General features: G+C 73.5%; 20 protein-coding genes and 3 tRNA genes. 9 read left to right on the top strand and 14 right to left on the bottom strand.

The genetic code is table 11. From position 1 onward, the window contains the following. Together AVW11_RS07840 and AVW11_RS07835 are read right to left on the bottom strand one after the other, a co-directional pair. Entirely contained in the window at positions 1–1,362 is a 1,362-nt protein-coding gene (locus tag AVW11_RS07840; RefSeq protein WP_076043595.1) for a hypothetical protein, read from the bottom strand. Continuing rightward, positions 1,362–1,805 (bottom strand): hypothetical protein, encoded by a 444-nt coding sequence (locus AVW11_RS07835; RefSeq protein ID WP_076043594.1) that lies wholly within the window; start codon positions 1,803–1,805, stop codon positions 1,362–1,364. The genes AVW11_RS07840 and AVW11_RS07835 overlap by 1 nt, the downstream gene beginning before the upstream one ends. 250 nt (positions 1,806–2,055) lie before the next feature. Here AVW11_RS07835 and AVW11_RS07830 point away from each other — a divergent pair, with 250 nt between their 5' ends. After that, positions 2,056–3,108, top strand: a complete 1,053-nt coding sequence (locus tag AVW11_RS07830; RefSeq protein ID WP_030841083.1) for an RNA polymerase sigma factor — start codon at positions 2,056–2,058, stop codon at positions 3,106–3,108. Positions 3,109–3,174: 66 nt separating this feature from the next. Here the strand turns inward: AVW11_RS07830 and AVW11_RS07825 are convergent, their stop codons facing one another. The 4 genes from AVW11_RS07825 to AVW11_RS07810 all read right to left on the bottom strand — a co-directional run bounded on the left by AVW11_RS07825 (position 3,175) and on the right by AVW11_RS07810 (position 8,813). Then, positions 3,175–5,097 (bottom strand): ABC transporter ATP-binding protein, encoded by a 1,923-nt coding sequence (locus AVW11_RS07825; protein ID WP_076043593.1) that lies wholly within the window; start codon positions 5,095–5,097, stop codon positions 3,175–3,177. Further along, entirely contained in the window at positions 5,094–6,827 is a 1,734-nt protein-coding gene (locus AVW11_RS07820) for an ABC transporter ATP-binding protein (RefSeq protein WP_060178090.1), read from the bottom strand. Before AVW11_RS07820 ends, AVW11_RS07825 begins: the two co-directional genes overlap by 4 nt. A 137-nt stretch (positions 6,828–6,964) precedes the next feature. Continuing rightward, positions 6,965–8,413, bottom strand: a complete 1,449-nt coding sequence (locus tag AVW11_RS07815) for an FGGY family carbohydrate kinase (protein ID WP_060178091.1) — start codon at positions 8,411–8,413, stop codon at positions 6,965–6,967. A 94-nt stretch (positions 8,414–8,507) separates the two neighbouring features. Then, complete coding sequence (locus AVW11_RS07810; protein ID WP_030841096.1) at positions 8,508–8,813, bottom strand: hypothetical protein; 306 nt, start codon at positions 8,811–8,813, stop codon at positions 8,508–8,510. Positions 8,814–8,958: 145 nt separating this feature from the next. On the opposite strand from AVW11_RS07810, the gene AVW11_RS07805 reads away from it, so the two are divergent. The 3 genes from AVW11_RS07805 (at position 8,959) to AVW11_RS07795 (ending at position 9,371) form a co-directional block, all read left to right on the top strand. Then, positions 8,959–9,031, top strand: a tRNA-Asn gene (locus AVW11_RS07805). Between the two features lie 5 nt (positions 9,032–9,036). Then, a tRNA-Asn gene (locus AVW11_RS07800) sits at positions 9,037–9,109 on the top strand. A gap of 188 nt (positions 9,110–9,297) precedes the next feature. Then, positions 9,298–9,371: transfer RNA gene (locus AVW11_RS07795), tRNA-Ile, on the top strand. A 376-nt stretch (positions 9,372–9,747) separates the two neighbouring features. Here the strand turns inward: AVW11_RS07795 and AVW11_RS07790 are convergent. Next, complete coding sequence (locus AVW11_RS07790; RefSeq protein WP_158076120.1) at positions 9,748–10,905, bottom strand: carboxylate-amine ligase; 1,158 nt, start codon at positions 10,903–10,905, stop codon at positions 9,748–9,750. A gap of 216 nt (positions 10,906–11,121) precedes the next feature. On the opposite strand from AVW11_RS07790, the gene AVW11_RS07785 reads away from it, so the two are divergent. Further along, positions 11,122–12,381 (top strand): MFS transporter, encoded by a 1,260-nt coding sequence (locus AVW11_RS07785; RefSeq protein ID WP_240528144.1) that lies wholly within the window; start codon positions 11,122–11,124, stop codon positions 12,379–12,381. A 200-nt stretch (positions 12,382–12,581) separates the two neighbouring features. Here AVW11_RS07785 and AVW11_RS07780 read toward each other — a convergent pair whose 3' ends face one another. After that, positions 12,582–12,944 carry a cupin domain-containing protein gene (locus AVW11_RS07780; protein WP_076043592.1) on the bottom strand — a complete coding sequence of 121 codons (363 nt, stop codon included), beginning with the start codon at positions 12,942–12,944 and terminating at the stop codon, positions 12,582–12,584. A 48-nt stretch (positions 12,945–12,992) separates the two neighbouring features. Between AVW11_RS07780 and AVW11_RS07775 the strand changes: the two genes are divergently transcribed. After that, positions 12,993–13,847: an AraC family transcriptional regulator gene (locus tag AVW11_RS07775; protein ID WP_076043591.1), complete on the top strand. Its 855-nt coding sequence runs from the start codon at positions 12,993–12,995 to the stop codon at positions 13,845–13,847. Positions 13,848–14,082: 235 nt separating this feature from the next. On the opposite strand, the gene AVW11_RS07770 is transcribed toward AVW11_RS07775, so the two are convergent. The 3 genes from AVW11_RS07770 to AVW11_RS07760 form a co-directional block, all read right to left on the bottom strand. Then, positions 14,083–15,429 (bottom strand): carboxyl transferase domain-containing protein, encoded by a 1,347-nt coding sequence (locus tag AVW11_RS07770; protein WP_076043590.1) that lies wholly within the window; start codon positions 15,427–15,429, stop codon positions 14,083–14,085. Positions 15,430–15,509: 80 nt separating this feature from the next. After that, a complete protein-coding gene (locus tag AVW11_RS07765) occupies positions 15,510–16,292 on the bottom strand; it encodes a sulfite exporter TauE/SafE family protein (protein WP_060178096.1) in 783 nt (260 codons plus the stop codon). A gap of 118 nt (positions 16,293–16,410) precedes the next feature. Then, complete coding sequence (locus AVW11_RS07760; RefSeq protein WP_060178097.1) at positions 16,411–17,094, bottom strand: LysE family transporter; 684 nt, start codon at positions 17,092–17,094, stop codon at positions 16,411–16,413. Positions 17,095–17,164: 70 nt separating this feature from the next. Here AVW11_RS07760 and AVW11_RS07755 point away from each other — a divergent pair, with 70 nt between their 5' ends. Further along, entirely contained in the window at positions 17,165–17,605 is a 441-nt protein-coding gene (locus AVW11_RS07755; protein WP_030841137.1) for an Lrp/AsnC family transcriptional regulator, read from the top strand. 60 nt (positions 17,606–17,665) lie between these two features. Here the strand turns inward: AVW11_RS07755 and AVW11_RS07750 are convergent, their stop codons facing one another. Together AVW11_RS07750 and AVW11_RS07745 are read right to left on the bottom strand one after the other, a co-directional pair. Continuing rightward, positions 17,666–19,246 (bottom strand): sensor histidine kinase, encoded by a 1,581-nt coding sequence (locus AVW11_RS07750; protein ID WP_076043589.1) that lies wholly within the window; start codon positions 19,244–19,246, stop codon positions 17,666–17,668. Beyond that, positions 19,243–20,280, bottom strand: a complete 1,038-nt coding sequence (locus AVW11_RS07745; RefSeq protein ID WP_030841144.1) for a rod shape-determining protein — start codon at positions 20,278–20,280, stop codon at positions 19,243–19,245. Before AVW11_RS07745 ends, AVW11_RS07750 begins: the two co-directional genes overlap by 4 nt. Positions 20,281–20,491: 211 nt before the next feature. On the opposite strand from AVW11_RS07745, the gene AVW11_RS07740 reads away from it, so the two are divergent. After that, positions 20,492–21,205 (top strand): esterase/lipase family protein, encoded by a 714-nt coding sequence (locus AVW11_RS07740; protein ID WP_030841146.1) that lies wholly within the window; start codon positions 20,492–20,494, stop codon positions 21,203–21,205. 100 nt (positions 21,206–21,305) lie between these two features. Then, entirely contained in the window at positions 21,306–21,737 is a 432-nt protein-coding gene (locus AVW11_RS07735) for a hypothetical protein (protein WP_076043588.1), read from the top strand. Here the strand turns inward: AVW11_RS07735 and AVW11_RS07730 are convergent. After that, positions 21,722–22,324 (bottom strand): RNA-binding protein, encoded by a 603-nt coding sequence (locus AVW11_RS07730; protein WP_076043587.1) that lies wholly within the window; start codon positions 22,322–22,324, stop codon positions 21,722–21,724. The two genes, AVW11_RS07735 and AVW11_RS07730, sit on opposite strands and share 16 nt — an antisense overlap. Positions 22,325–22,375: the final 51 nt, after the last annotated feature.

The following is a 22,375-nucleotide window of genomic DNA, read 5'->3' as shown; positions in this document are numbered from 1 at the left end:
TCAGTTGCTCCTCGGCGGTGTGGGCGCCGGGCCCGGACTGGGGGAAGGGGTGCCGGGTTCGGCGGGGCCGGTGCCCGTTCCGGTGTGCGGCCCGCCGCCCTCATGGTAGATCGGGTCGACGGAGACGTGGTGTCCGGCCGGGGTCTGCGACTCCAGCTGCCGTACGGCGGTGGCCCGCTGCTCCTCGGTGAGCGCGTGCCAGGCCATGGCGTCGTCCAGGTGCGGCTCCAGCCTGTCCCAGTTCTCGCCCCGGGTCTTGATGTCGAAGGCCCGGTTGCCCGACTCGTCGCCGTACTGCTCGTTCAGCTCCCGCACCTCGGGGGTGTCCGCCGCATACAGGGTGAAGAGCTGCTTGTCGGTCCTCGCCCCGTAGGGCTCTTCCTGCATGCGTTGCAGATGGTAGGCGCTCATGCGGATGTTCTCGTCAGGGTTCTCCTCGATGTACTTGGTCAGCTGGGCGTCGTCGAGGTCCCCGAGGAAGGTGCCGTCCGGGAGCGTGAACGCCCTCCGGTTGTCCCCCATCACAGCGCGCGCGGTGTCCGGCTTCATGTGCGTGATGCCGAGGGACTTGTCCGGCTTGAGGGTCTGCTGCAGCGTCCAGTTGAAGATCCGTCCCGCCTGGGCCAGCGGACCGGTCAGGCCGGGGCTGAAGTTCTGGTACCACTGCTGTTCCTGCCACAGGATCGCCAGGAGCAGCTTGCGGCTGATGCCGGTCTCGGCCGCGGCCCGGTTCACCGCGGCGAACTGGGCCGGAGAGACGTTGATCGGGTGCAGTCCGTCCGTACCGCCCGCCAGGGCCAGGGCGACCGCCAGCGGGGACCCGGGCGTCAGGGCCTCCTTGGCCAGCTTCGGGTCGGAGACGGCGGTCAGCCCCTCGATCGTGCGCAGGGCGCGCGCCGTGTCCACGTCGGCCTGGCCGGCCTTGCGCAGGGCTTCGGTGATGACGCCCTGCGCGTGGTTGACCGGTTCGAGGTGCTCGGTACTGCCCTGCGGCACCATGACGGGCTTCGACAGCTGGACCCGGCCGCTGTCGTCGACCTTCAGCTCACGGGCGCGGGCGTAGTCCAGGGCGCTGTTCAGGTCCCGCTGTGCCCCCGTGATCGCCTCGGCCAGGTCGTCGTAGACCTTGGCCATCGCCCGCAGGGCCAACGCGGACGTCTCGTAGTCGTCGGCGTGCTTCACGAACCGTTCCGTGGCGGCGCGTCCGGCCTCGCCGACCCAGCACCGGTCGACCGTCCGGGCGACGTCCTGGCGCGCGTACGAGGCGAGGCCGTCGCACTGCTTCGCCACGGCCACCGCGTCGTCGGCTGCGCTGCGCCACTTCTGCGGATCGGCCTGCTTCAGCTCGGATACGGACACCATCAGGCGTCCTCCAGCACGCCGCCGGCCGCGCGCAGCCGGTCGGCTATCGCCTGGTCCTCGGCATTGACGGCGTTCGTGCCCGCGGTCAGGGCATCGGCCGCGTCGTCGACCAGGTCGGCGAGCTCCCGGAGCCGGCGCTGCCAGGCGGCCACGCAGTCGTTGCTGGCCGTCCCGGCCGCCCACCCGGCGTGGCTGCGGCCCACCGCTTCGGCGTCGTCGAGCGTGGCCTTGCCCCGGGCCTCGGCGTTCGCCGTACGGATCCCGGACGCCTTGGAGCGCACGGGGCCGTGGACGAGGGCGAGGTCGGGGTCCCCCGCGGCAGGAGCCGGGGTCGCGGAGGGGCTGGCTGAGGGAGTCGGTGACGGCGACGGCCCGGCGGAGGCCAGACGCAGGGCGGCGTCCCCCTTCGCCCGTGTCCATTCCGCTTCGAAATCGAACGTCATGTCCCCACCCTCGCACACCCCGATTCACTCTGAGGTGGCTGTTTTTGACAGGACATCAGCCGTATGCGCAGCAGTCCGGCAGCCGACCGGCTCGGACATGCGTCCGATCCGCATCGGGGTTCCCGGCCGGGGGTAACCATCGGTCACGCGCCGGACTCAGAAAGTGCTCGCACGCCCCTCGTGGCAGCGATGTGTCTTACCCCACACTGAATGCGGTGCCCCCGTCCTCGGAGCCCTGGAGGTCGCCCCCGTGCAGACCCGGACCCTGACCGTGAACGCGAGCGAGTCCTCGGAGGCCAAAGCCGTGGACGAAGAGCCCGAGGTACTGGAGCTGATCGAGCCGGTGCCTGTGCAGCGCAGCCGGGACAGCGACGGGAGCGGCGCCGGAGCGGGGCCCTCCGCCGACCTGTTCCGGCAGTACCTGCGCGAGATAGGCAGGATCCCGCTGCTCACCGCCGCCGAGGAGGTGGACCTGGCGCGGCGCGTCGAAGCCGGCCTGTTCGCCGAGGAGAAGCTCGGCACCACCCCCGACCTCGACTCCCAGCTCGCCGTCGACCTCGACCGGCTCGTCGTCATGGGACGCATGGCCAAACGCCGCCTCATCGAGTCGAATCTGCGGCTGGTCGTCTCCGTCGCGAAGCGGTACGTCGGCCGCGGGCTCACCATGCTCGACCTGGTCCAGGAGGGGAACCTCGGGCTGATCCGGGCCGTCGAGAAGTTCGACTACGCCCGCGGGTACAAGTTCTCCACCTACGCCACCTGGTGGATCCGGCAGGCGATGTCCCGGGCCCTCGCCGACCAGGCCCGGACCATCCGGGTGCCCGTCCACGTCGTCGAGCTCATCAACCGCGTCGTCCGCGTCCAGCGCCGCATGCTCCAGGAACGCGGCTACGAGCCCACCGCCGAAGAGGTCGCCGTCCACCTGGAGCTCACCCCCGAGCGGGTCCTGGAAGTGCTGCGCCTCGCCCAGGAGCCGGTCTCCCTGCACGCCCCCGTCGGCGAGGAGGACGACGTCGCGCTCGGCGACCTCATCGAGGACGGCGACGCCGCCTCCCCCGTGGAATCAGCCGCCTTCTTCCTGCTGCGCGAGCACCTCGAAGCGGTCCTGTCGACCCTCGGCGAACGCGAGCGCAAGGTCGTGCAGTTGCGGTACGGGCTCGCCGACGGACGGCCGCGCACCCTGGAGGAGATCGGCCGGATCTTCGGCGTGACGCGCGAGCGGATCCGCCAGATCGAGTCCAAGACCCTCAACAAGCTGCGCGACCACGCCTTCGCCGACCAGCTGCGCGGCTACCTCGACTGAAGCGGGAACCCGGCCGGAACGGGAAGGGGCGCCCCGAAGGACGCCCCCGCCCGCTCGCACCGCGCCTCAGTCGACCTCCGCGACCGCCTGGGCGAACTGCGCCGCGTACAGGCGGGCGTAGGCGCCGCCCGACGCCAGCAGCTCCTCGTGCGTGCCCTGCTCCACGATCGAGCCGCTCTCCATCACCAGGATCAGGTCGGCGTCGCGGATCGTGGAGAGCCGGTGCGCGATCACGAAGGACGTACGGCCGTGCGCGAGCCGCGCCATCGCCTTCTGGATCAGCACCTCGGTACGGGTGTCCACCGAGCTCGTCGCCTCGTCGAGGACCAGGATCACCGGATCCGACAGGAACGCCCGGGCGATGGTGATCAGCTGCTTCTCGCCCGCGCTGACGCCCGATCCCTCGTCGTCCAGCACGGTGTCGTAGCCGTCCGGCAGCGTCCGGATGAACCGGTCCGCGTGCGCGGCCCGCGCCGCCTCCTCGATCTCGGCCCGCGTGACGGGGCGCGAAGCGCCGTAGGCGATGTTCTCCGCGATGGTCCCGCCGAACAGCCAGGTGTCCTGGAGCACCATGCCGATGCCGCCGCGCAGCTCCTCGCGGGTCATCTTGGCGATGTCCACCCCGTCCAGGGCGATCTCCCCGCCCGTCACCTCGTAGAACCGCATCAGCAGGTTCACCAGGGTCGTCTTGCCGGCGCCCGTCGGGCCGACGATCGCGACCGTGTGGCCCGGGTCGACCGAGAGCGAGAGGTTCTCGATCAGCGGCCGGTCCGGCTCGTAGCGGAAGGCCACCTTGTCGAAGGTGACCTGGCCGCGCAGCTCCTGCGGGCGCTCCGGCACGTCGGCGTCACGCTCCTGCTCCGGGGCGTCCAGCAGCTCGTAGACCCGCTCCGCCGAGGCGACACCGGACTGCACGAGGTTGGCCATCGACGCGACCTGCGTCAGCGGCATCGAGAACTGCCGCGAGTACTGGATGAAGGCCTGCACGTCACCGATCGACAGGGTGCCGGACGCGACGCGCAGCCCGCCCACCACCGCGATCAGCACGTAGTTGATGTTCGAGATGAAGAACATCACCGGCTGCATGATGCCGCTGACCAGCTGCGCCTTGAACGAGGCCCGGTACAGCGCCTCGTTCTGCTCGGCGAAGAGCGCCGCGGACTCCTTCTGCCGGCCGAAGACCTTGACCAGGTTGTGCCCCGAGTACATCTCCTCGATGTGGGCGTTGAGCGCTCCGGTCGTCTTCCACTGCTCCACGAACTGCGGCTGCGACTTCTTGCCGATCTTCGCGGCGACGTAGACGGAGACCGGTACGGTCCCCACCGCGACCAGCGCCAGCAGCGGCGAGATCCAGAACATCATCGCGAGCACGCCGACGATGGTCAGCAGCGAATTCAGCAGCTGACCCATCGTCTGCTGGAGCGTCTGGCCGATGTTGTCGATGTCGTTGGTGGCCCGGCTCAGCACCTCGCCGCGCTTCTGCTGGTCGAAGTACGCCAGCGGCAGCCGCGACAGCTTCGCCTGGAGCTCCTCGCGCATCCGGTAGAGGGTGCCGTTCATGACGTGGTTCGACAGCCGGGTCGCGACCAGCATCAGCAGGCCCGCCAGGGTGAAGACCACCAGCGCCCAGATCGCCACGGCCCCGACCGCGCCGAAGTCGATGCCCCGGCCCGGGGTGAAGTCGGTGCCGGACAGCATGTCCGCCATGCCGTCCTCGCCGCGGGCGCGCATCCCGTCCAGCGCCTGCTGCTTGGTCACACCGGCCGGCATCTCCCGGCCGACGATCCCCGCGAAGACCAGGTCGGTCGCCTCGCCGAGGATCTTCGGTCCGACGACCGCGCAGGCGACGCTGCCGACGACGGCCAGGACCATGCCCCACAGCTTGGCCCGGTCCTGCGCGATCTGGGCCAGCAGCCGCCTGCCCGATCCCTTGAAGTCCAGGGACCGCTGGGCCGGCCCCATCATCATCCGTCCTCCGGGCCCGCTCATGCGGCCTCCGCCTCCGTCAGCTGGGAGAGCACGATCTCCCGGTAGGTCTCGTTGCCGGCCATCAGCTCGTGGTGGCGGCCCTCACCCACGACCTGCCCCTCGTCCAGGACGATGATCCGGTCGGCGTCGCGGATGGTCGCGACCCGCTGGGCGACGATGACCACGGTCGCGTCCTCGGTCTCGCGGGCGAGCGCCGCGCGCAGCGCCGCGTCCGTCGCGTAGTCCAGGGCCGAGAAGGAGTCGTCGAAGAGGTAGATCTCCGGGCGCTGCACGAGCGTGCGGGCGATGGCCAGGCGCTGGCGCTGGCCGCCGGAGACGTTCGTGCCGCCCTGCGTGACGGGCGCCTGAAGGCCGCCCTCCAGCGCCGAGACGAACTCCTTGGCCTGGGCCACCTCCAGGGCCTGCCACAGCTCTTCGTCGCTGGCGTCCGGGCGCCCGTAGCGCAGGTTCGAGGCGATGGTGCCGGAGAACAGGTAGGGCTTCTGCGGGACCATGCCGACCGTCTTCGCCAGCAGTTCGGGGTCGAGCCGGCGTACGTCCTCGCCGTCCACGAGCACCTCGCCGCCGGTCGCGTCGAACAGCCGGGGGACCAGGCCGAGCAGCGTGGACTTGCCGCTTCCGGTGGAGCCGATCACCGCCGTGGTCTCGCCGGGGCGGGCCACCAGGTCCACGCCGCGCAGGACCGGGGCCTCGGCGCCCGGGTAGCGGAAGTCGGCGCCGCGCAGCTCCAGGAGTCCGCTGCGGGCGAGTTCGCGCACCGGGTCGGCGGGCGGGACCACGCTGGACTCGGTGTCCAGCACCTCCTGGATGCGTTCGGCGCAGACCTCGGCGCGCGGCACCATCATGAACATGAAGGTGGCCATCATCACGGACATGACGATCTGCATGAGGTAGGCCAGGAACGCCGTCAGCTGGCCGATCTCCATGCCGCCGCTGTCGACCCGCATCGCGCCGAACCAGATGACGGCGACGCTGGAGATGTTCACGACGACGATCACGGTCGGGAACATGAGGGCCAGCAGCTTGCCCGCGGCCAGCGAGACGCCGGTGAGGTCCGCGTTGGCCTCGCGGAAGCGGTCCTTCTCGTAGTCATCGCGGACGAAGGCGCGGATCACGCGGTTGCCGGTGATCTGCTCGCGCAGCACCCGGTTCACGGTGTCCAGGCGCTCCTGCATCTGGCGGAACAGCGGCCGCGTCCTGAAGACGACGGCGCCGACCGAGATCCCGAGGACGGGGACCACGGCCAGCAGGACGCCCGACAGCTGCACGTCCAGCGAGAGCGCCATGGCGATGCCGCCGACGCACATGATCGGCGCCGACACCATCAGGGTGAAGGTCATCAGCACCAGCATCTGGACCTGCTGGACGTCGTTCGTCGTACGGGTGATCAGGGACGGGGCGCCGAACTGGCCGAGCTCCCGCGCGGAGAAGCTCTGGACCCGGTCGAAGACGGCGGCGCGGACGTCGCGACCCACGGCCGCGGCCGTGCGGGCACCGTAGTAGACGGCCCCGACGTTGCAGATGAGCTGGATGAGTGAGACGCCGAGCATCAGCGCGCCGAAGCGCAGGATGTATCCGGTGTCGCCGTTGACGACACCGTTGTCGATGATGTCGGCGTTGAGGGTGGGCAGGTAGAGGCTGGCGCTCGTCTGCAGCAGTTGCAGCAGGACCAGCGCCGCGACGGGTTTCCGGTACGGACCCAGGTGGGTCCGCAGAAGTCGTATGAGCACGCGCAGGCTCCGGTCGGCAATCGAGGGGGTTCGACCCATCTTCGGCCAATCGGCCCACGGATCCCCACCGGATTTCGCAAAGGCCGGTCAAAAGGACCAGCCCCGGCCGCGGGGGTCCTACGACCCCCGCCGCCTGCTCAGAACGCCCCAGGGTGGATCTGCTCCCGCGTCGCGATGTACTGCTGGCGCACGCCCTGCCACGCCGGGAAGTCCTCGCCCGGCTCGAAGACCAGCGCCGCGGGGGCCGGCCAGACCGGCGGGGTGTGCGGGGCCAGCGTGCCCTGCGCCGCACCGAGGGCCCAGGCCGCCTGGCGGGCCGCGCCCAGCGCCGCGTAGTCCGCCGGCGCCGGCACGACGATCTGCGTCCCGAACAGCCCGGGCGCCGCGGCCTGCACGGCGGGCAGCTCCGCGGCCGCGCCCAGCAGGAACACCCGGCGGATCTCGACCCCGCGCGAGCGCAGCACGTCCAGGGCGTCCACCAGGCCGCACAGCATGCCCTCGAACGCCGCCCGGGCCAGGTGCTCCGGCTTCATCGAGTCCCGGCGCAGCCCCGTGAGGGTGCCGGCGGAGTGCGGCAGGTTCGGCGTCCGCTCACCCTCCAGGTACGGCAGGAGTACCAGGCCGTGCGCGCCCGGCGTCGACTTCAGCGCCAGCTCGGACAGCCCCTCCAGATCGGTGCCGAGCAGCTCGGCGGTGCCGCGCAGGGCCCGTACGGCGTTCGAGGTGTTCACCACCGGCAGGTGCATGCCGGTGGCGTCGGCCAGGGAGGTGATCAGCCCGCCCGGCTCCGACAGCGCCTCGTGGTGCACCGCCATCACCGAACCGGAGGCGCCCAGCGACACCACCGCGTCGCCGGGGCCCAGCCCCAGGCCCAGGGCCGCGGCCATCGTCTCGCCCGTACCGGCCGAGATCAGCAGCCCCTCGGGCGTGGTCCCGGCCGCGTCGGCCGGGCCGAGTACCTCAGGCAGCAGCGCCCGGTGCCCGAGCGCCAGCTCGACCAGGTCGGGCCGCCAGGCTCCGGAGGCCGCCGACCAGTAGCCGGTTCCGGAGGCGCCGCCGCGGTCGGTGGTGCGGCGGGCCGGGCGGCCCAGCAGCTGCCAGACCAGCCAGTCGTGCGGGGACATCAGCACGGCCACCCGCCGGGCCGCCTCGGGCTCGGTGCGGGCCAGCCAGGCCAGCTTCGCCACGGGCTGCGCGGAGTGCGGGACCGAGCCCACCGCCTCGGCCCAGGCCTGCCGCCCGCCCAGGGCCTCCGTGAGGTCGGCGGCCGCGACCTGGCCGCGCTTGTCGTTGCCGACGAGCGCCGGGCGCACCAGCGCGCCCTGCGGGTCCAACGGCAGCAGGCCGTGCTGCTGCGCGGAGACGCCGATGGCCTGGACCCCCTCCAGGATCCCGCCGCCGGCGGCCTCGCCGAGGGACAGCAGCCAGGCCTGCGGATCGGTCTCGTGGGGGTTGGCGCCGTCGGGTTCGCCCACGGGCTGCGGATGGGGCGCGTACCCCTGGCGCAGCACGGCGCCGGTCTCGGCGTCACAGACGACGATGCGTGTGAAGGCGGAAGAGCTGTCCAGCCCGGCGACTATCCCCATGCGGAGAATTCTGCCGCACGCGGGGCCGGTAATGACCGTCCGGAGCCCCTGAAACCACACGGGTCCCAGGGGCTCCGGGTACGGCCGGTGCGCGTCAGGTGTTGCTGGTGCCCCACTCGTCGTCGCCGGCCTGGCCCCCGGTACGGCCGCGCAGTCCCCGCACCCGTTCCGCGAGCGAGTCGGGCACGGCGTCGCCGACCTTCTCGCTCACCGCGGCGAAGGCCTTCCCGGCGTACTCGCGCCCGGTGTGGCCCGCGGTCTCGGCGGCGTTGCGCACCGCCGGGTTCTGCGCGATCTGGCGGGCGGATTTCTTCAGCTGTTCGTAGCGCTCGCGCCCGGCCCGCGTTCCGAGCACGTACCCGAGGGCCAGTCCGACCACGAACGTGACCTTGTACCGCATGCCTGTCACCCTTCGTCGTGTGGTGCCCGGCCCGCTGTCGATACCGATTGGCGGAGCACCCCCCTGCTTGCGCTAATCTATGTCTCGCAACGGGCGCTCGCCCCCCGGCAAGGCCGGAGGTGGGCTGTTCGATGCACCGCAGCAATCCCCTGTAGCTCAATTGGCAGAGCAGCCGGCTGTTAACCGGCAGGTTACTGGTTCGAGTCCAGTCGGGGGAGCGCAGTCCCCTGTAGCTCAATTGGCAGAGCATTCGGCTGTTAACCGGAGGGTTGCTGGTTCGAGTCCAGCCGGGGGAGCACGGAAGAGGAGAGGGTCCTACGGGGCCCTCTTCTTTCTTTGTCGGCCTCCTCGGGAACCGGGCAGCCCTCGGCGCGGTCTCTCTGAACAGGCGAAGCCGATCATGCGAGGCATCCGAAGCAGGAGATCGTATGAGCGGCTATGCTGCGGCAGACGGCGCGCACAGATGTACGCGCCACGCCGAGAAGGGGCGGTAGCTCAGCCGGTTAGAGCAGCGGACTCATAATCCGTCGGCCGTGGGTTCGAGTCCCACCCGCCCCACCGCAAGCCGCAGGTGCAGAAACGATTGCACCTGCGGCTTCGGCGTTTCCGGGGCGGGCGCGCGGCCTCAGGCCCGGCCGGGCGGGGCGGCGGGGACCCGGCCGGGGCCCGCGCGGGATGGGGTCCCGCCCGGTGGGCGTCGGGTCCGCTCGGCCATGGACGAGGCGACGTCCCAGCCGCCCCCGCGCGGTCGGGGGCGTGGCCGGCGGCCGAGAAGGTGTTGGCGAGCAGCGGCGGCACGTCGGTGGCCACCGTGAGGAGATCCGCCGCTGCCGGAGTTCCGGCCCCTCCGCCGTTACGCCATGGAGCGGTCCGGATCCGCGTGCGGGGCGGATCCGGTTTCGGCGCGCCGGGGGCGCCGGGCCGCTGGACGCCGCTAGAAGTCCTCCGTTTCGTCCACGAGGTGGCGCAGTACGTCCGTCAGGTCCTGGCGGCGGGCGTAGGCCGCGCGCTGGCGGTGGGCGCCCGAGCCGTCGCGCAGGAGGCGGGCGAGGGTCTTGGCCGCGTGGTCCAGGTCGCCGGCTGCGGCCAGTTCCGGGGCGACCAGGTCCAGCAGGGCTTCCGCGAGGTCCGCCGCCGGGAGTTCGGTGCCCGTGTAGGGGTCGAGGCCGAAGCCCTCCAGGCCGTCGTGGGCCGCCCTCCAGCGCGCGAGGCGCAGTACGTCGTCCCGTAAGGCCGGCTCCGGGCGCCGCTCGTCGATCTCGCGCAGCGCCGTGGCCACCAGCGCGCGGGCCAGCTCGGCCTGGAGGACGGCCGAGTCGACGTCCGGGGACATGTCCGGCGCACGCAACTCCAGCGTCGGCCAGTGCCCGGACGGCCGGAGGTCCCAGTAGACCATCTTGGTGTCCAGGGCCGCCCCGGAGCCGAGCAGGGTCTGCACGGAGCGCCGGAAATGGGCCGTGGACGTGAAGTGCGGAGGCGGGCCCGCCGAGGGCCAGCCGGACCAGGCCATCGCCCGCCAGCTGCAGTGACCGGTGTCACGGCCGCCCCAGAACGGCGAGTTGGCGGCCAGCGCGATCAGCGTGGGCAGCCATGGTCTGATCCGGTTGGACACCGCCACCGCCGTGTCCACGTCGAGCGTGCCGACGTGGATGTGGCGGCCGCAGCTGACCAGGGTGTCGGTGAGCGCCCCGAAGCGGCGGTGCTGCTCGCGCTGGCGCGGCTCGTCATCCGTCAGGTGCAGCGGCCCCTCCACCGCGACGACCGGCGAGGGCGCGGCCAGCAGTCGGCAGCCGTGGGCGCGGGCCGCCCGACCGAGGGTGCGCCGCAGCTCGGCGAGCTCGGCGCGCAGCGAGGCCGCCGAGGCGGCGATCGGGGTGGATATCTCCACCTGGTAGCGGGTGCCCTCGGGGTGCATCTCGCCCGGCAGCCCGCCGGCCGTCGCGAGGACCAGCGGGGCGGCGGGGACCACCCGCAGAGTGCGGGCGTCGACGAGCAGGAACTCCTCCTCGACGCCGATGGTGAGGGGCACGGTGGGGCGCACCGTGTTCTGCGTCGTGCTGGTGCTCGTGGTGCTGTTGCCAGGTTCGATCACTACGCCTCCCTGGACATACAAGTCTTTTCATCATGAGCTGAACGAGAGGTGGGAAGCGCACGTCGATTCAGTCAAATGTCCGGTGATAGTGGCGAGTTAGCGGCAATAAGGCGCCTGCTCCGGGAGCGCGGAGCAGGATGGGGCGACTGTTGCCGGTGTGTGAAGAAGCCGGGCGGCGTCCTGGGGGCGCCGACGGACCGATGCTTATCATCCGATGTGACTCGTACGACTTCGCCAACCCGCCCCCGGCGGATATTCGCCGACCTCACACCGCTGCGCACGTCCCTGGACTACCAGCGGCTGTGGATCGGCGGGACCGTCTCCTGGGTCGGCCAGTCGATGACCGCCCTCGCCATCTCGCTCCAGGTGTACGACATCACCGGCTCCAGCTTCTCGGTCGGCCTCGTCGGGCTCTTCTCCCTCGTCCCCCTGATCGCCTTCGGCCTCTACGGCGGGGCCATCGCCGACACCGTGGACCGGCGCAAGCTCGGCCTCTACAGCTCCCTCGGCGCCGCCGGGCTGTCGATCGCGCTCGCCGCGGCCGCGCTCCTCGGCTTCCACCGCGTCTGGTTCCTGTACGCCGTCGTCGCGCTCCAGGCGGTGTGCGGGGCCCTCACCGGGCCGGCCCGGTCCGCGATGATCCCCAGGCTGCTGCCGGCCGAGCAACTGCCCGCCGCCAACGCCCTGAACTCCGTGACGATGACCTTCGGGACGATGGTCGGCCCCGCGCTGGGCGGACTGATCGTCAGCCTCGGCGGATACCAGGCGGCCTACCTGGTCGACGCCGTGACGTTCACCGCCGCGCTCTACGCGATGTGGCGGCTGCCGTCCATGAAGCCCGACCGGGCCGAGGGGGCGCGGGGGAGGGCCTCGGTCGTCGACGGGCTGCGGTTCCTCGGCACCCGGCCCAACATCCGCATGACCTTCTTCTCCGACATGGCCGCCATGGTGCTGGCGCACCCGCGGGCGCTGTTCCCGGCCGTCGCCGGGCTGTGGTTCGGCGGGGGCGCCGGCACGGTCGGCCTGCTGGTGGCGGCCACGGCGGCGGGGGCGCTGCTCGGCGGGTTGTTCTCCGGCTGGCAGGGGCGCGTCCAGCGGCACGGGCTGGCGATCCTGCTTGCTGTCGCCGCCTGGGGCCTGGCCATCGCCGTCTTCGGGCTCACGCGCAACCTCTGGCTCGGCATGTTCTTCCTGGCCCTCGCCGGAGCCGCGGACACCACCTCGATGGTGTTCCGCACCACCATGCTCCAGGCCGCCACCCCCGACGACATGCGCGGACGCCTCCAGGGCGTCTTCATCGTCGTCGTCGCGGGCGGGCCCCGGCTCGGGGACTTCCTCGCCGGAACCGCCGCCGACCTGACCTCCCCGGCCGTCGCCGTCACGGGCGGCGGGCTCGCCTGCGTCCTGGTGGTGGGCCTGCTCGCCCTGCGCTGGCGCGGCTTCGCCCGCTACGACGCCCGCAACCCCCAGGCGTAGTAGCCGCTGCGACCGCCGGGCCCGGCCGGGCGTTCCTCCGACCTGCGGTGCGGGTCCCGGCCGGCCCCGGGGGATGCGGTCGGCCGGCGCGTCCTGCTGGGGCGGTGGCCGTGCCCGGCCGTGCGGGCGCGGCGGTGTCCCGCGGTCCGGGTCCGGGTGAGCGGCCGGCACGTCCGCGGGCCCGGCGCGACCGGTACCGGTCAGGCGTCCACCGGTTCTCGGGTGCGGTCGCCGCCCGCGGTGCCGGTGTTGACGGTGCCGGACGGTTCGAACAGCAGGATGTGGGCCTCCTCGTCCGCCGCCGGGCAGTGTTCCGTCCCGCGCGGGACGACGTACATCTCGCCGGGGCCCAGGACCACGTCCCCGTCCCGCAGGCGGATCGTCAGGGTGCCGGCGACGACGAGGAAGAGCTCGTCGGTGTCCTCGTGCGTGTGCCACACGAACTCGCCCCGGACCTTGGCGGCCTTGACCTCGTAGTCGTTGACGCGGGCGATGCGGCGCGGCGCCCACAGCTCGGTGAAACCGGCCAGCTTCCCGGCGATGTCGATCTTCTGTGTCGTCATGCGGACAGCCTGGCGGCCGCCGCGCGGGCGGTCTTGTACGTTCCTGACATGGCCGCGATACGTCCGCGCAGCAACGCCGGCAACGCCGGCAACGCCGGCAAAGTCAGCACCGTCAGTGCCTGGCAGCCGCCGGTGCCGGGCATCGCCGAGGTCTTCCACGCCCGGTTCACCGAGCACGCCTACCCGGCCCACGTGCACGACACCTGGGCGCTGATGATCGTGGACGGCGGGCGGGTGGACTTCGCCCTCGACCGGGAACGGCACGGCGCCGGGGTCTCGGACGCGGTGGTCCTGCTGCCGCCCGGGGTGGTCCACGACGGGCGGACCGTGGCCGAGGCGGGCTTGCGCAAGCGCGTCCTGTACCTGGACACCTCGGTGCTGCCACAACGGCTCGCCGGGGCTGCCGTGGACGCGCCGCTGCTGGTCGATCCGGCGCTGCGTGAGCGCGTGCACGCGCTGCACCTCGCGCTCGGGGAGCGGGATCCGCTGGAGGCTCAGTCGCGGCTGGCCTTCGTACGGGAGCGGCTGCGCGGGCGGCTGGCCGGCCGGGGGCAGCCGCCGACGGGCGGGACGGCGCCGGGCGCGCGGCTGGCCGTACGGCTGCGCGAGCTGCTGGACGCGCGGGTGGTGGAGGGGATCACGCTGGAGGAGGCGGCGGCGCGGCTCGGCCACGCCCATCCCACCCACCTGATCCGGAGCTTCCGGAAGGCCTACGGGCTGCCGCCGCACGCGTACCTGACGGGGCGGAGGGTGGCGCTCGCGCGGGGGCTGCTGCTCGCCGGGGCGCGGCCGGCGCAGGCGGCGGCGGAGTCCGGCTTCTACGACCAGGCCCACCTGGCGCGGCACTTCGCCCGCCATGTCGGGACGAGTCCGGCCAGGTTCGCCCGATCCGGCGGGGCATGACAGGGGGTTGGCCGGTCCGTCGCCTTCGTGTCGCGAGACCTTCCCCTGTGGTGCGCACAGCCCTGTGGCAGTCCGGCTACCGCCCCGCGCCGCAGATTTCCGCCGCCGAGGGCCTGGCCCTCACCGGCGGGGACGGCCGCGGCCGGGTGCGGCTGCTGCTGATCGGCGCCGACCGCCGGCCGGCCCGGCAGGTGACGAGGCTCCACCGGATGGACGTACGGCTGCCGGCCCGCCGTCACCGGTTCGCGGGGCCGACGATGCCGCGGGCGACGCCCAGGGCCACCAGGTCCTGCGGGCGGATGCGGAGCTGGTCCGCCGTGGCGGGGGCGGCCGACTCGGGGCGCTTGAGGATGGCCGCGGCCAGCTCCGGGGCGATGACGGAGAAGTAGCTGTCCGGGGTGACCCAGGTGTTCCCCGGCGCCGCCAGCGCGAGGGCGCCGCCCGAACCGCCCTCGCCGATCAGCAGGGTGGTGACGGGGACGGTGGCCGCCGCCAGCGCCGCGAAGGTGTCGGCGATGGCCGCGCCCGCGCCGGCGTGCTCGGCGGCGGCGTCGTTGGCCGCACCCGGGGTGTCCACCAGGGTGAGGACGGGGATGCCGAGCCGGTCCGCGAGCCGGACCACGCGGGCCGCCGTGCGGTATCCCGCCGGGCGGGTGGCCGTCCCGCACTGGGCGGCGTAGGCCACGGCCCGGCCCTCCCGCAGCCCGAACCCGCACAGCATCCCCGGGTCGGTGCCGCCCGCCCGGTCCCCGGAGAGGTGCAGACGCAGCTCGAAGTACGCGTCCAGGTACGCCTCGGCGCGCGGCCGGCCGGGATCGCGGGCCTGCCGCACCGCGTCCCAGCCGGTGGCGGGCGGCCGTACGTCGGCCAGCGCGGCCGGAGGCTCGACCGGTTCGCCGGAGCGGGGCGCGGCCAGGACCCGGAGCCAGTTCGCGAGGGTGCCCGGCAGGTGGGCGGCGGGCACCACGGCGTCCACGTGACCGGCGGCGTACTGCCCCTCGGCGCAGTACGCCGCAGGGTCGGCGTCCGCCGGGCGCACCCGGGACCCGGCGAAGCCGACCTGGGCGCCGGGCAGTGCGAGGACCACGTCGGCGCCCGCGCCGAGGGTGGCCCAGCCGCCGCCGGTGGTCGGATCGCGCAGGACGGCGAGCTGGGCCAGCCCGGCGGCCCGGGTCAGGACGCTCTGCCGGGCCACGCGCTGCAGCTGCGTCAGCGCGAGCATGCCCTCCTGCATGCGGGAGCCGCCCGTCGCGATCAGCGAGACCAGGGGGAGGCGGTGCGCGCGGGCGTGCGCGTACGCGGCTTCGAGCCGGTCGCCGGTGCGCTGCCCCAGGGAGCCGCCCAGGAAGCCGAACTCGAAGGAGACCAGGACGGCTTCATGCCCGCCGAGGCGGGCGGTGCCGGTGACGACGGACTCCTGCTCGCCGGTGCGCTCGGCCGCGCGGGCGCGCGAGGCGTCGTAGCCGGCCCAGGCCAGCGGGCCGTCGGCCGGGGACTCGCGTCGGGGGGCGGGCAGTTCGGCGAAGCTGCCGGCGTCGGTCACGGAGGCGATGGCCGCACGGGCCGAGAGGCGGGTCGTCACCCCTTCACCCTAGGGGGGCGCGGTCGAATTCCCGTCCGGGCGACAGGACTTCGGCAGCGGTTCCGGGCCCCGGCGGCGCGTCACAGCAGGAACTGGACGGCGTACAGAGCGCCGACGGCCGTGGCCAGGGAGGCCAGCAGCACCCGGAGGGCGGTCTCGGGGAGGCGGGGCTGGAGCCGTGCGCCGAGGTGGCCGCCGAGCAGGCCGCCGGCCCCGCAGGACAGCCCGAGGAACCAGTCCGGTGCGACGTCGCCGGTGGCGGTCAAGGAGAGCAGTGCGTACGTGAACGCGCCGACGGCCGAGGTGACGAAGGTGGCGGCCAGGGCGGCGGGCGCGACGACGGCGACCGGCGCCCCGCGGCCGACCAGGACGGGGCCCAGGAGGGAGCCGCCGCCGATGCCGTAGACGCCCCCGGCCACGCCGACCGCCAGGGCCAGGGCCGTCGTGCCGCGGGCCGAGGGCGGGCGGGACGGCCGGGCCGGCGCCGGGCGCAGTGTCCGCAGCAGCAGCCACAGTCCGAGGGGCAGCAGCAGGGCGGCGACGAGCAGGCGGAAGACGCGCGGCCCGGGGACGGCGAACACGCGGATCACCGCGCCGAGGACGACGCCGGGCACGGTCCCGGCGATGAGCAGCCGGGTGAGCGGCCCCCTCAGGCGCCCCGTCCTGTGGTGGCGCAGCAGGGCCCCGGGGCCGGCCACGACGTTGTAGAGGAGGTTGGTCGGTGTCACCGCCGGGCTCGGCACACCCAGGACGCTGACCTGCACGGGCAGCAGGAAGACCGCACCGGAGACCCCCACGGGCGCGGTGACCACCGATATCAGCAGCCCCGCGGCGAACCCGAGCAGCCCGCTCCACCACGTCATGCCGGCACTCGCAAGATGTCACTGTTCACCGGTCCACCATCGCGCGTCCCGCGGACCTGGTGTGTGGCGATCTCATGAACAGGGTCGGGGCGTCAGCCCGTTCCGGGCCGGGCGCCCGTCAGGGGAGCGGTAGGGCGATCTTCACCGCGTAGGCGGCGACCAGGCCGTAGCCCAGGCGGAAGGTCCAGACGCGGGCGGTGGCGGAGATGCGGGCGCCCGCGAGGGAGCCGAGGGCGACGAGGGCCTGCTGCCAGAGGAGGGAGGCCGCGCCGACGCCGACGAGGAAGGCCGCCCCGGCGGGGCCGGTGCGCAGACTCGCGCCCTGGGCGGTGGTGAGGGCCGCGAAGTAGAGGGCGGTGGTGGGGTTGATCGCGGTGAGGGCGACGTAGCGGGCGAAGGCCTTGGCCGGCCTCAGGTCGGTGGCGGTCCGCGTCGCGCCTGCGGAGGCGGAGGCGGATGCGGATGAGGGGGCCGGGTCCGGGGGGTCCGCTACGGGTGGGGCCGCCGCCTTCGGCCGGGCCCCCGCGAGGCCGTGGGCCGCGATGGCCAGCAGGATCGCCGCCGAGGCAAGCCGGACCCACGCCTCGACGGCGAAGACGTGGGAGGCGACCCAGGGGCCGACGGCGGTGGCGAGGGCCGCGTAGCCCAGGTCGACCACCGCGATGCCCGTGGCCGCGGCCACCGCCGTCCGCCGGTGCCGCATCGCCTCCTGGAGCAGCAGCACACTCATCGCACCCATCGGCATCGCCACACCCAGACCGGCGGCGGCACCCGCCAGGGCCGGTGTCATCAGTTCGCTCATACGGGCGAGGGTCGGCCCTCGCTCCCGAGGTACGAGCGCGAATACCGGGCCGGACTGCGAGAATCGCGGCATGGACCGCCTCGACAGGGAAATCCTCGGCATCCTGCAGGAGGATGCGCGGATCTCGTACCGGGACCTCGGCGTCCGTGTCGGCCTCAGCGCCAACGCCACCGCCGACCGGGTGCGGCGGATGCGCCGGGACGGCGTGATTCGCGCGTTCACCGTCGTGGTGGATCCGGCCGCCGACACCGCCGGCGGTCTCGTCGTCTTCATCGATGTCACCCTGCGCCAGGACACCACCAACGAGGAGTTCGAGCGCCGGGTCGCCAGGCTCCCCGGGATCACCGAGGTCGTCCACGTGACCGGTGCGCACGACTACCTCGTACGGGCCCGGGCCGCCGACCCCGCCGCCCTCGACGCGCTGCTGCGCCGGCTGAAGCGGGAGGCGGGGGTGGCCCAGTCCAACACCCGGATCGCCCTGCGGGCCGCCGAACGCCCCGGCCGCCCCTGACGCCCCTGACGAGCCGGGCCGCCCGGCCCGGCCCGGCAAGGTCCGTACCGGCCGTCGCCGTCAGAGGGCCGACTCCCACGTCACCGTCGTGCCCCGCGTACCGCGTTCGCCACGGCCGTCGTCCGTCACGGTCAGGCGGACCCGCTCCGGGGACGCGTCCACCACCACCTCGATCGACGTGACCTGGCTGCGCCGGTGCGCGGCGGCCAGTGCGCCGCGCAGGGCCGTGAGCAGGTCGCCGGCCACGGCCGCCGGGAGCAGGGCGTCCACCGCGCCGGCGAAGTGCACCGACGGCTGGAAGCCGAGCAGGACCGCCGCGCCGCCCGTCTCGCGCAGGACCCGCCCGCGGAAGGTGGTCGGGGCGTCGGTCGGCGGCTGCTGGAGGGCGAAGATGGCGGTGCGGACCTCCTGGATGGTGGAGTCCAGTTCGTCGACGGCGCGGGTGAGTTCGTCGCCGACCGTGTCCCCGGAGGGGGCGTTCGCGGCGCGCCGCCGGGTGCTCTCCAGCATCATCTCGGTGGCGAAGAGCCGCTGGACCACCAGGTCGTGCAGGTCCCGTGCGATCCGGTCGCGGTCCTCGTACACCGCGAGCTGCTCCCGGTCGTGCTGGGCGTCCGCCAGTACGAGGGCCAGCGCGGCCTGGGAGGCGAACTGCGAGGCGAGGAGCCTGTCCACCGCGTCGTACGCCGGGCCGCCCCGGGCGCGCGGCAGGGCCAGGGTGCCGATCAGCCGGCCTCCGCTCTGCAGCGGGAGCATCATGCTCGGCCCGAACCGCATCCGGACGCGCGTGGTCATCCGGGGATCGGTGGCGGAGTCGTCGATGAAGACGGGTTCGCCGCCGAGGAGTTGTTCCAGGACGGGTGAGCCGGGGGCGATCGCCGTCCCGACCAGGTCGCCGGGGTCGCCCTGGGTGGAGGCGGCCACGATCTCCATGCCGCCCTGGGGGGTCGGCTGGAGCACCACCCCGGCCGCGGCGTCGGCGAGCAGCCGGGCCCGTTCGGCCACGCACCTGAGGGCGTCCGCCGCCGGCTCCCCCGCCAGCAGGGTCGTCGTCACGGCGGAGGCCCCTTCGATCCAGCGCTCCCGGCGGCGCGCGGTCTCGTACAGCCTGGCGTTGCCGATCGCTATGCCCGCCTGTGCGGCCAGGACGCGCACGAGGGCGACGTCCTCCTCGGTGAAGGGGCCGCCGCCGTGCTTCTCGGTGAGGTAGAGGTTGCCGAAGACCTCGTTGTGGACCCGGATCGGGACGCCGAGGAAGCTGCGCATGGGCGGGTGGCCGGGCGGGAAGCCGGCGGCCCGGGGATCCCGGGTGAGGTCGTCCAGGAGCAGCGGCCGCGGGTCCCGGGCGAGGACGCCGAGCAGGCCGGAGCGGCCGTCGGGCAGGTGGGGGACGGCCGCCCGCTGCTCCTCGGTCAGCCCGGTCGTGAACAGCGCGGTCACCAGGACGCGCTCGGGGTCGAGGATCCCCAGCGCGCCGTACCGGGCCGAGCACAGCTCGGCCGCCGAGTCCACGATGTGCTGGAGGGTGGCGCGCAGCTCCAGCTCGGAGCCGACGCTCAGTACGGCCTCCAGCAGCACGGGGAGGCTCGCCGCGTCCTCGTCGGACTGTCCGGCGGGCCTCCCGTGCCCTTCGTCCGTCATCCGGCCAGCGGGTTGAGGACCATCGGGGCGATCTTCCCTTCGAGCATCGCGCCGAGACCCATCACCGCGCACACGTCCGGCCGTTCGGCGATGGCGACGGGCATGCCGGTGGCGTCCCGCAGCATCTGGTCCAGGCCCGGCAGCAGGGCGCTGCCGCCCACCATCATGATTCCCCGGTCCGTCAGGTCGGCCACCAGGTCGGGCGGGCAGTCCCGCAGCACCTTGCCGATTCCGTCCAGGACCGCGGTCAGCGGGGTGTGGATGGCGTCCCGCACGGCCGCGGTGTCCACGTGGACGGAACGGGCCAGGCCGGTGGCCACGTCACGGCCGTGGATGAGGGTGGAGGCGGGCCCCTCCGAGGTGAGGCCGTTTCCGTGCAGGGCCAGTTGCAGAGGCCGGACCGCCTGGCTGGGCAGCATCAGCTCGTGCGCGTGGCGCAGGTGCTGCACGACGGCGTGGTCGATGGCCTCGCCGCCGACGGGGATCCGCTGGGCGGTGACGATCGAACCGAGGGAGAGGACGGCGACCTGGGTGGCCGCGGCTCCGCACACCATGATCATCGTCGCGGTCGGCTGCTCCACGGGCAGTCCGCAGCCGACGGCCGCCGCGATCAGGGTGTCGACCAGTTCGACGCGCCGCGCCCCGAGCCCGACCAGGGTCTCCACGGCCGCCCGCTGGGCGAGCGGGTCCGCGTCGTGCGGGGTGCAGGCGGCGGCCCGCAGCCGCGGCTTGCGCCGCAGGGCGCGCCGCAGCTTCTCGCCGAGGAGGTGGCGCAGCATCCGCTGGGCCATCTCGATGTCGACGACGGTGCCGCCGGAGACGGGGCGCACGACCCTGATGTAGTCGGGGGTGCGGCCGGTCATCCGCTCGGCGAAGGTTCCGACGGCGATGAGTGCGCCGGTGCGCGTGTTGACCGCGGCGACGCTGGGCTCGTCGACCACGAGGCCGGCGCCCTTGACGTACACGCGGGTCCTGGCCGCCCCCAGGTCGACGGCGACGTGGCAGCGGCGCAACTGCTCAAGACTGACGGTCACGGCGGAACCTCCCGAGAGCGCTGACGCAAAGGGACCGGCGGAAGTGCCGGTCGCTTTACATATCATCTCGGGCATTTGGGGCTGTCCGCCCGTTGGAATGCTCCGGCCGTGGGTGTGTCGCGGCTGCATGGGGGTGGATTTCTGTACCGACAGGCAGCACCATGCCCGCACCGCACGCGCTACTCGCGCGTAACAAGGTAAAGGGGACCCGATGCTGACGGCCCGGCAGGCACTGGTCGCGCTCCTGACGCTCTGCCTGGCGTCGCTCACGGCGCCCGCCGCGGCCCGTGCCCCCGACCGGGGTCCGGCCCCCGTCGCTGACCGGGCATCACCGCGCAGCCCGGTGGTCTTCGTCCACGGGTACAACGCCGACCCGGGCGTCTGGGGCGGCCTCCGCGCCGACCTGCGCGCCGACGGGTACACCGACGCGGAGCTCTTCTCCTTCGGCTACGACACCCACCAGTCGGTCAACGAGGTCCTCGCCGGGCGGCTCGGCGCCTACGTCGAACAGGTCCGCCGCGAGACCGGCGCCGCCAAGGTCGACGTCGTGGCGCACTCCTTCGGCTCGCTGGTGAGCCGCTGGTACGTCAAGTTCGGCGGGGGCACGGCCACCGTCGACCACTGGGTCTCACTCGCCGGCCCCAACCGCGGCACCTCCACCGCGTGGGCCTGCGCGCTGTGGGACCAGGCGTGCCGGGACATGACCCCCGGGTCGTACGTGGTGAAGAACCTGGGCGGCGGGGACCCGACCCCGGGCGCGGTGAAGTACGCGACCTTCTGGTCGGGCTGCGACGAGGTGGTCAACCCCGACGACAGCGTCCCGCTCGCGGGCGCCGTCAACACGCCGGTCGGCTGCCTCCGGCACAACGACCTGCTCGGCGACGACGGCACCTCGGCCGGGGTGCGGGCCTTCCTCACCTCGTAGGCGCGCGTCCCGCGACGGGACGGCGACCGGTGCTGACGCTCTGTTTAGGGGCCGCGCGCGACAATCGGGGAGGCCGTTGCGTCCTGAGGGGGAAGTGCCGATGCCGTACCGGGCCCGAGCCCGGGCCGCCGACGAGCGGCGGCTCGCGCCGCCGCGGCGTTCCGTCACCCGCCTGCGCCTCACCTGCCTCTACGCCGGGGTGTTCATGCTGGCCGGGACGGCGTTCGTCACCGTTGTCCTGTTGCTGGCCGAACAGGCCGTGAGCAGGGGCAGCGGGCCGCTCCTGGGGTCGGGCTCCGAAAGCAGGGTCGTCCTCGCGCCCGCCGACTGCCCGGGCGCGGCGGTCGGCGGACCGTCCTGCCCGCCTCTCGGGCAGGAGCGCCCCCACGACCCGCTGTTCCTGTCGGCCGTGCCGCTGCTGGCCGTGCTCGGGCCCCTGTCGGTGGGCGCGGGGTACGTGACGGCGGGGTACGCCCTGTCACGGGTCCGCCGGATCAGCCGCACCGCCCGGGGCGCCTACCGCGACGCCTGAGGACCGGCTGAGGTCCGGCTCAGGTCCGGCTCGGGGCCGGCCGCGGCCACCCGCTGGAGCAGGCCGTAGGTGAACTCCGCCACGCACGGACGGCCCTGTGCGGTGAAGGCGAGGCGCCAGCGCGTCGGGGCGGTGCCCTCCATCGGCCGTACCGGCGCGAAGGCCCGCGCCACCTCGTCCACCGTCGCCGACCAGGGCAGCAGGTCGTCCGCAGACTCCAGTACGGGCCCGCGCACGCCCGGGGCCCGTACGAGCCATTCGTTCCACACCGCCCCGTCCGGAGCCGCCAGCACCTCGAAGCGCAGGTCCGGCCAGAGCGGCAGCGGCCACCGCAGGGCCTCGCACTCCAGGTCGCCGATCGTGCGGTGCTCGACCGACTCCGGTGCCCCGAGCACCGAGCGGTACCGGGCCAGCGCCCCGCGGGCGCGCGGCGAGCGCACCATCGCCTGCCAGCGCTTGTTCGCCTCCCGCTGGTCCGCGAGCGAGGCGCCCAGGCGGCGGCGGGCCTCGTCGGCGAGGTCCGGCTGGAAGTCGGCCATCCGCCGCAGCAGCACCAACTGGAACCCGACCGGACCGAAAGATGTCATGGAGGGAACGATTCCACACAGGATCCTTACGTTCTCGGGATCCGGAAGTTG

The organism is Streptomyces amritsarensis, assembly GCF_001953875.1.
Taxonomy (GTDB): Bacteria; Actinomycetota; Actinomycetes; order Streptomycetales; family Streptomycetaceae; genus Streptomyces; species Streptomyces amritsarensis.
This window is presented reverse-complemented; position numbering and strand designations above follow the sequence as displayed.

Bases quoted from the DNA above. Each gene is read 5' to 3' on its own strand.
- AVW11_RS07750 (WP_076043589.1), bottom strand. From the start codon at position 19,246: ATGACGGACGAAGGGCACGGGAGGCCCGCCGGACAGTCCGACGAGGAC.
- AVW11_RS07765 (WP_060178096.1), bottom strand. From the start codon at position 16,292: ATGACGTGGTGGAGCGGGCTGCTCGGGTTCGCCGCGGGGCTGCTGATA.
- AVW11_RS07780 (WP_076043592.1), bottom strand. From the start codon at position 12,944: ATGACGACACAGAAGATCGACATCGCCGGGAAGCTGGCCGGTTTCACC.
- AVW11_RS07735 (WP_076043588.1), top strand. From the start codon at position 21,306: ATGCCGTACCGGGCCCGAGCCCGGGCCGCCGACGAGCGGCGGCTCGCG.
- AVW11_RS07740 (WP_030841146.1), top strand. From the start codon at position 20,492: ATGCTGACGGCCCGGCAGGCACTGGTCGCGCTCCTGACGCTCTGCCTG.
- AVW11_RS07760 (WP_060178097.1), bottom strand. From the start codon at position 17,094: ATGAGCGAACTGATGACACCGGCCCTGGCGGGTGCCGCCGCCGGTCTG.
- AVW11_RS07815 (WP_060178091.1), bottom strand. From the start codon at position 8,413: ATGGGGATAGTCGCCGGGCTGGACAGCTCTTCCGCCTTCACACGCATC.
- AVW11_RS07825 (WP_076043593.1), bottom strand. From the start codon at position 5,097: ATGAGCGGGCCCGGAGGACGGATGATGATGGGGCCGGCCCAGCGGTCC.
- AVW11_RS07730 (WP_076043587.1), bottom strand. From the start codon at position 22,324: ATGACATCTTTCGGTCCGGTCGGGTTCCAGTTGGTGCTGCTGCGGCGG.
- AVW11_RS07840 (WP_076043595.1), bottom strand. From the start codon at position 1,362: ATGGTGTCCGTATCCGAGCTGAAGCAGGCCGATCCGCAGAAGTGGCGC.
- AVW11_RS07810 (WP_030841096.1), bottom strand. From the start codon at position 8,813: ATGCGGTACAAGGTCACGTTCGTGGTCGGACTGGCCCTCGGGTACGTG.
- AVW11_RS07835 (WP_076043594.1), bottom strand. From the start codon at position 1,805: ATGACGTTCGATTTCGAAGCGGAATGGACACGGGCGAAGGGGGACGCC.
- AVW11_RS07755 (WP_030841137.1), top strand. From the start codon at position 17,165: ATGGACCGCCTCGACAGGGAAATCCTCGGCATCCTGCAGGAGGATGCG.
- AVW11_RS07775 (WP_076043591.1), top strand. From the start codon at position 12,993: ATGGCCGCGATACGTCCGCGCAGCAACGCCGGCAACGCCGGCAACGCC.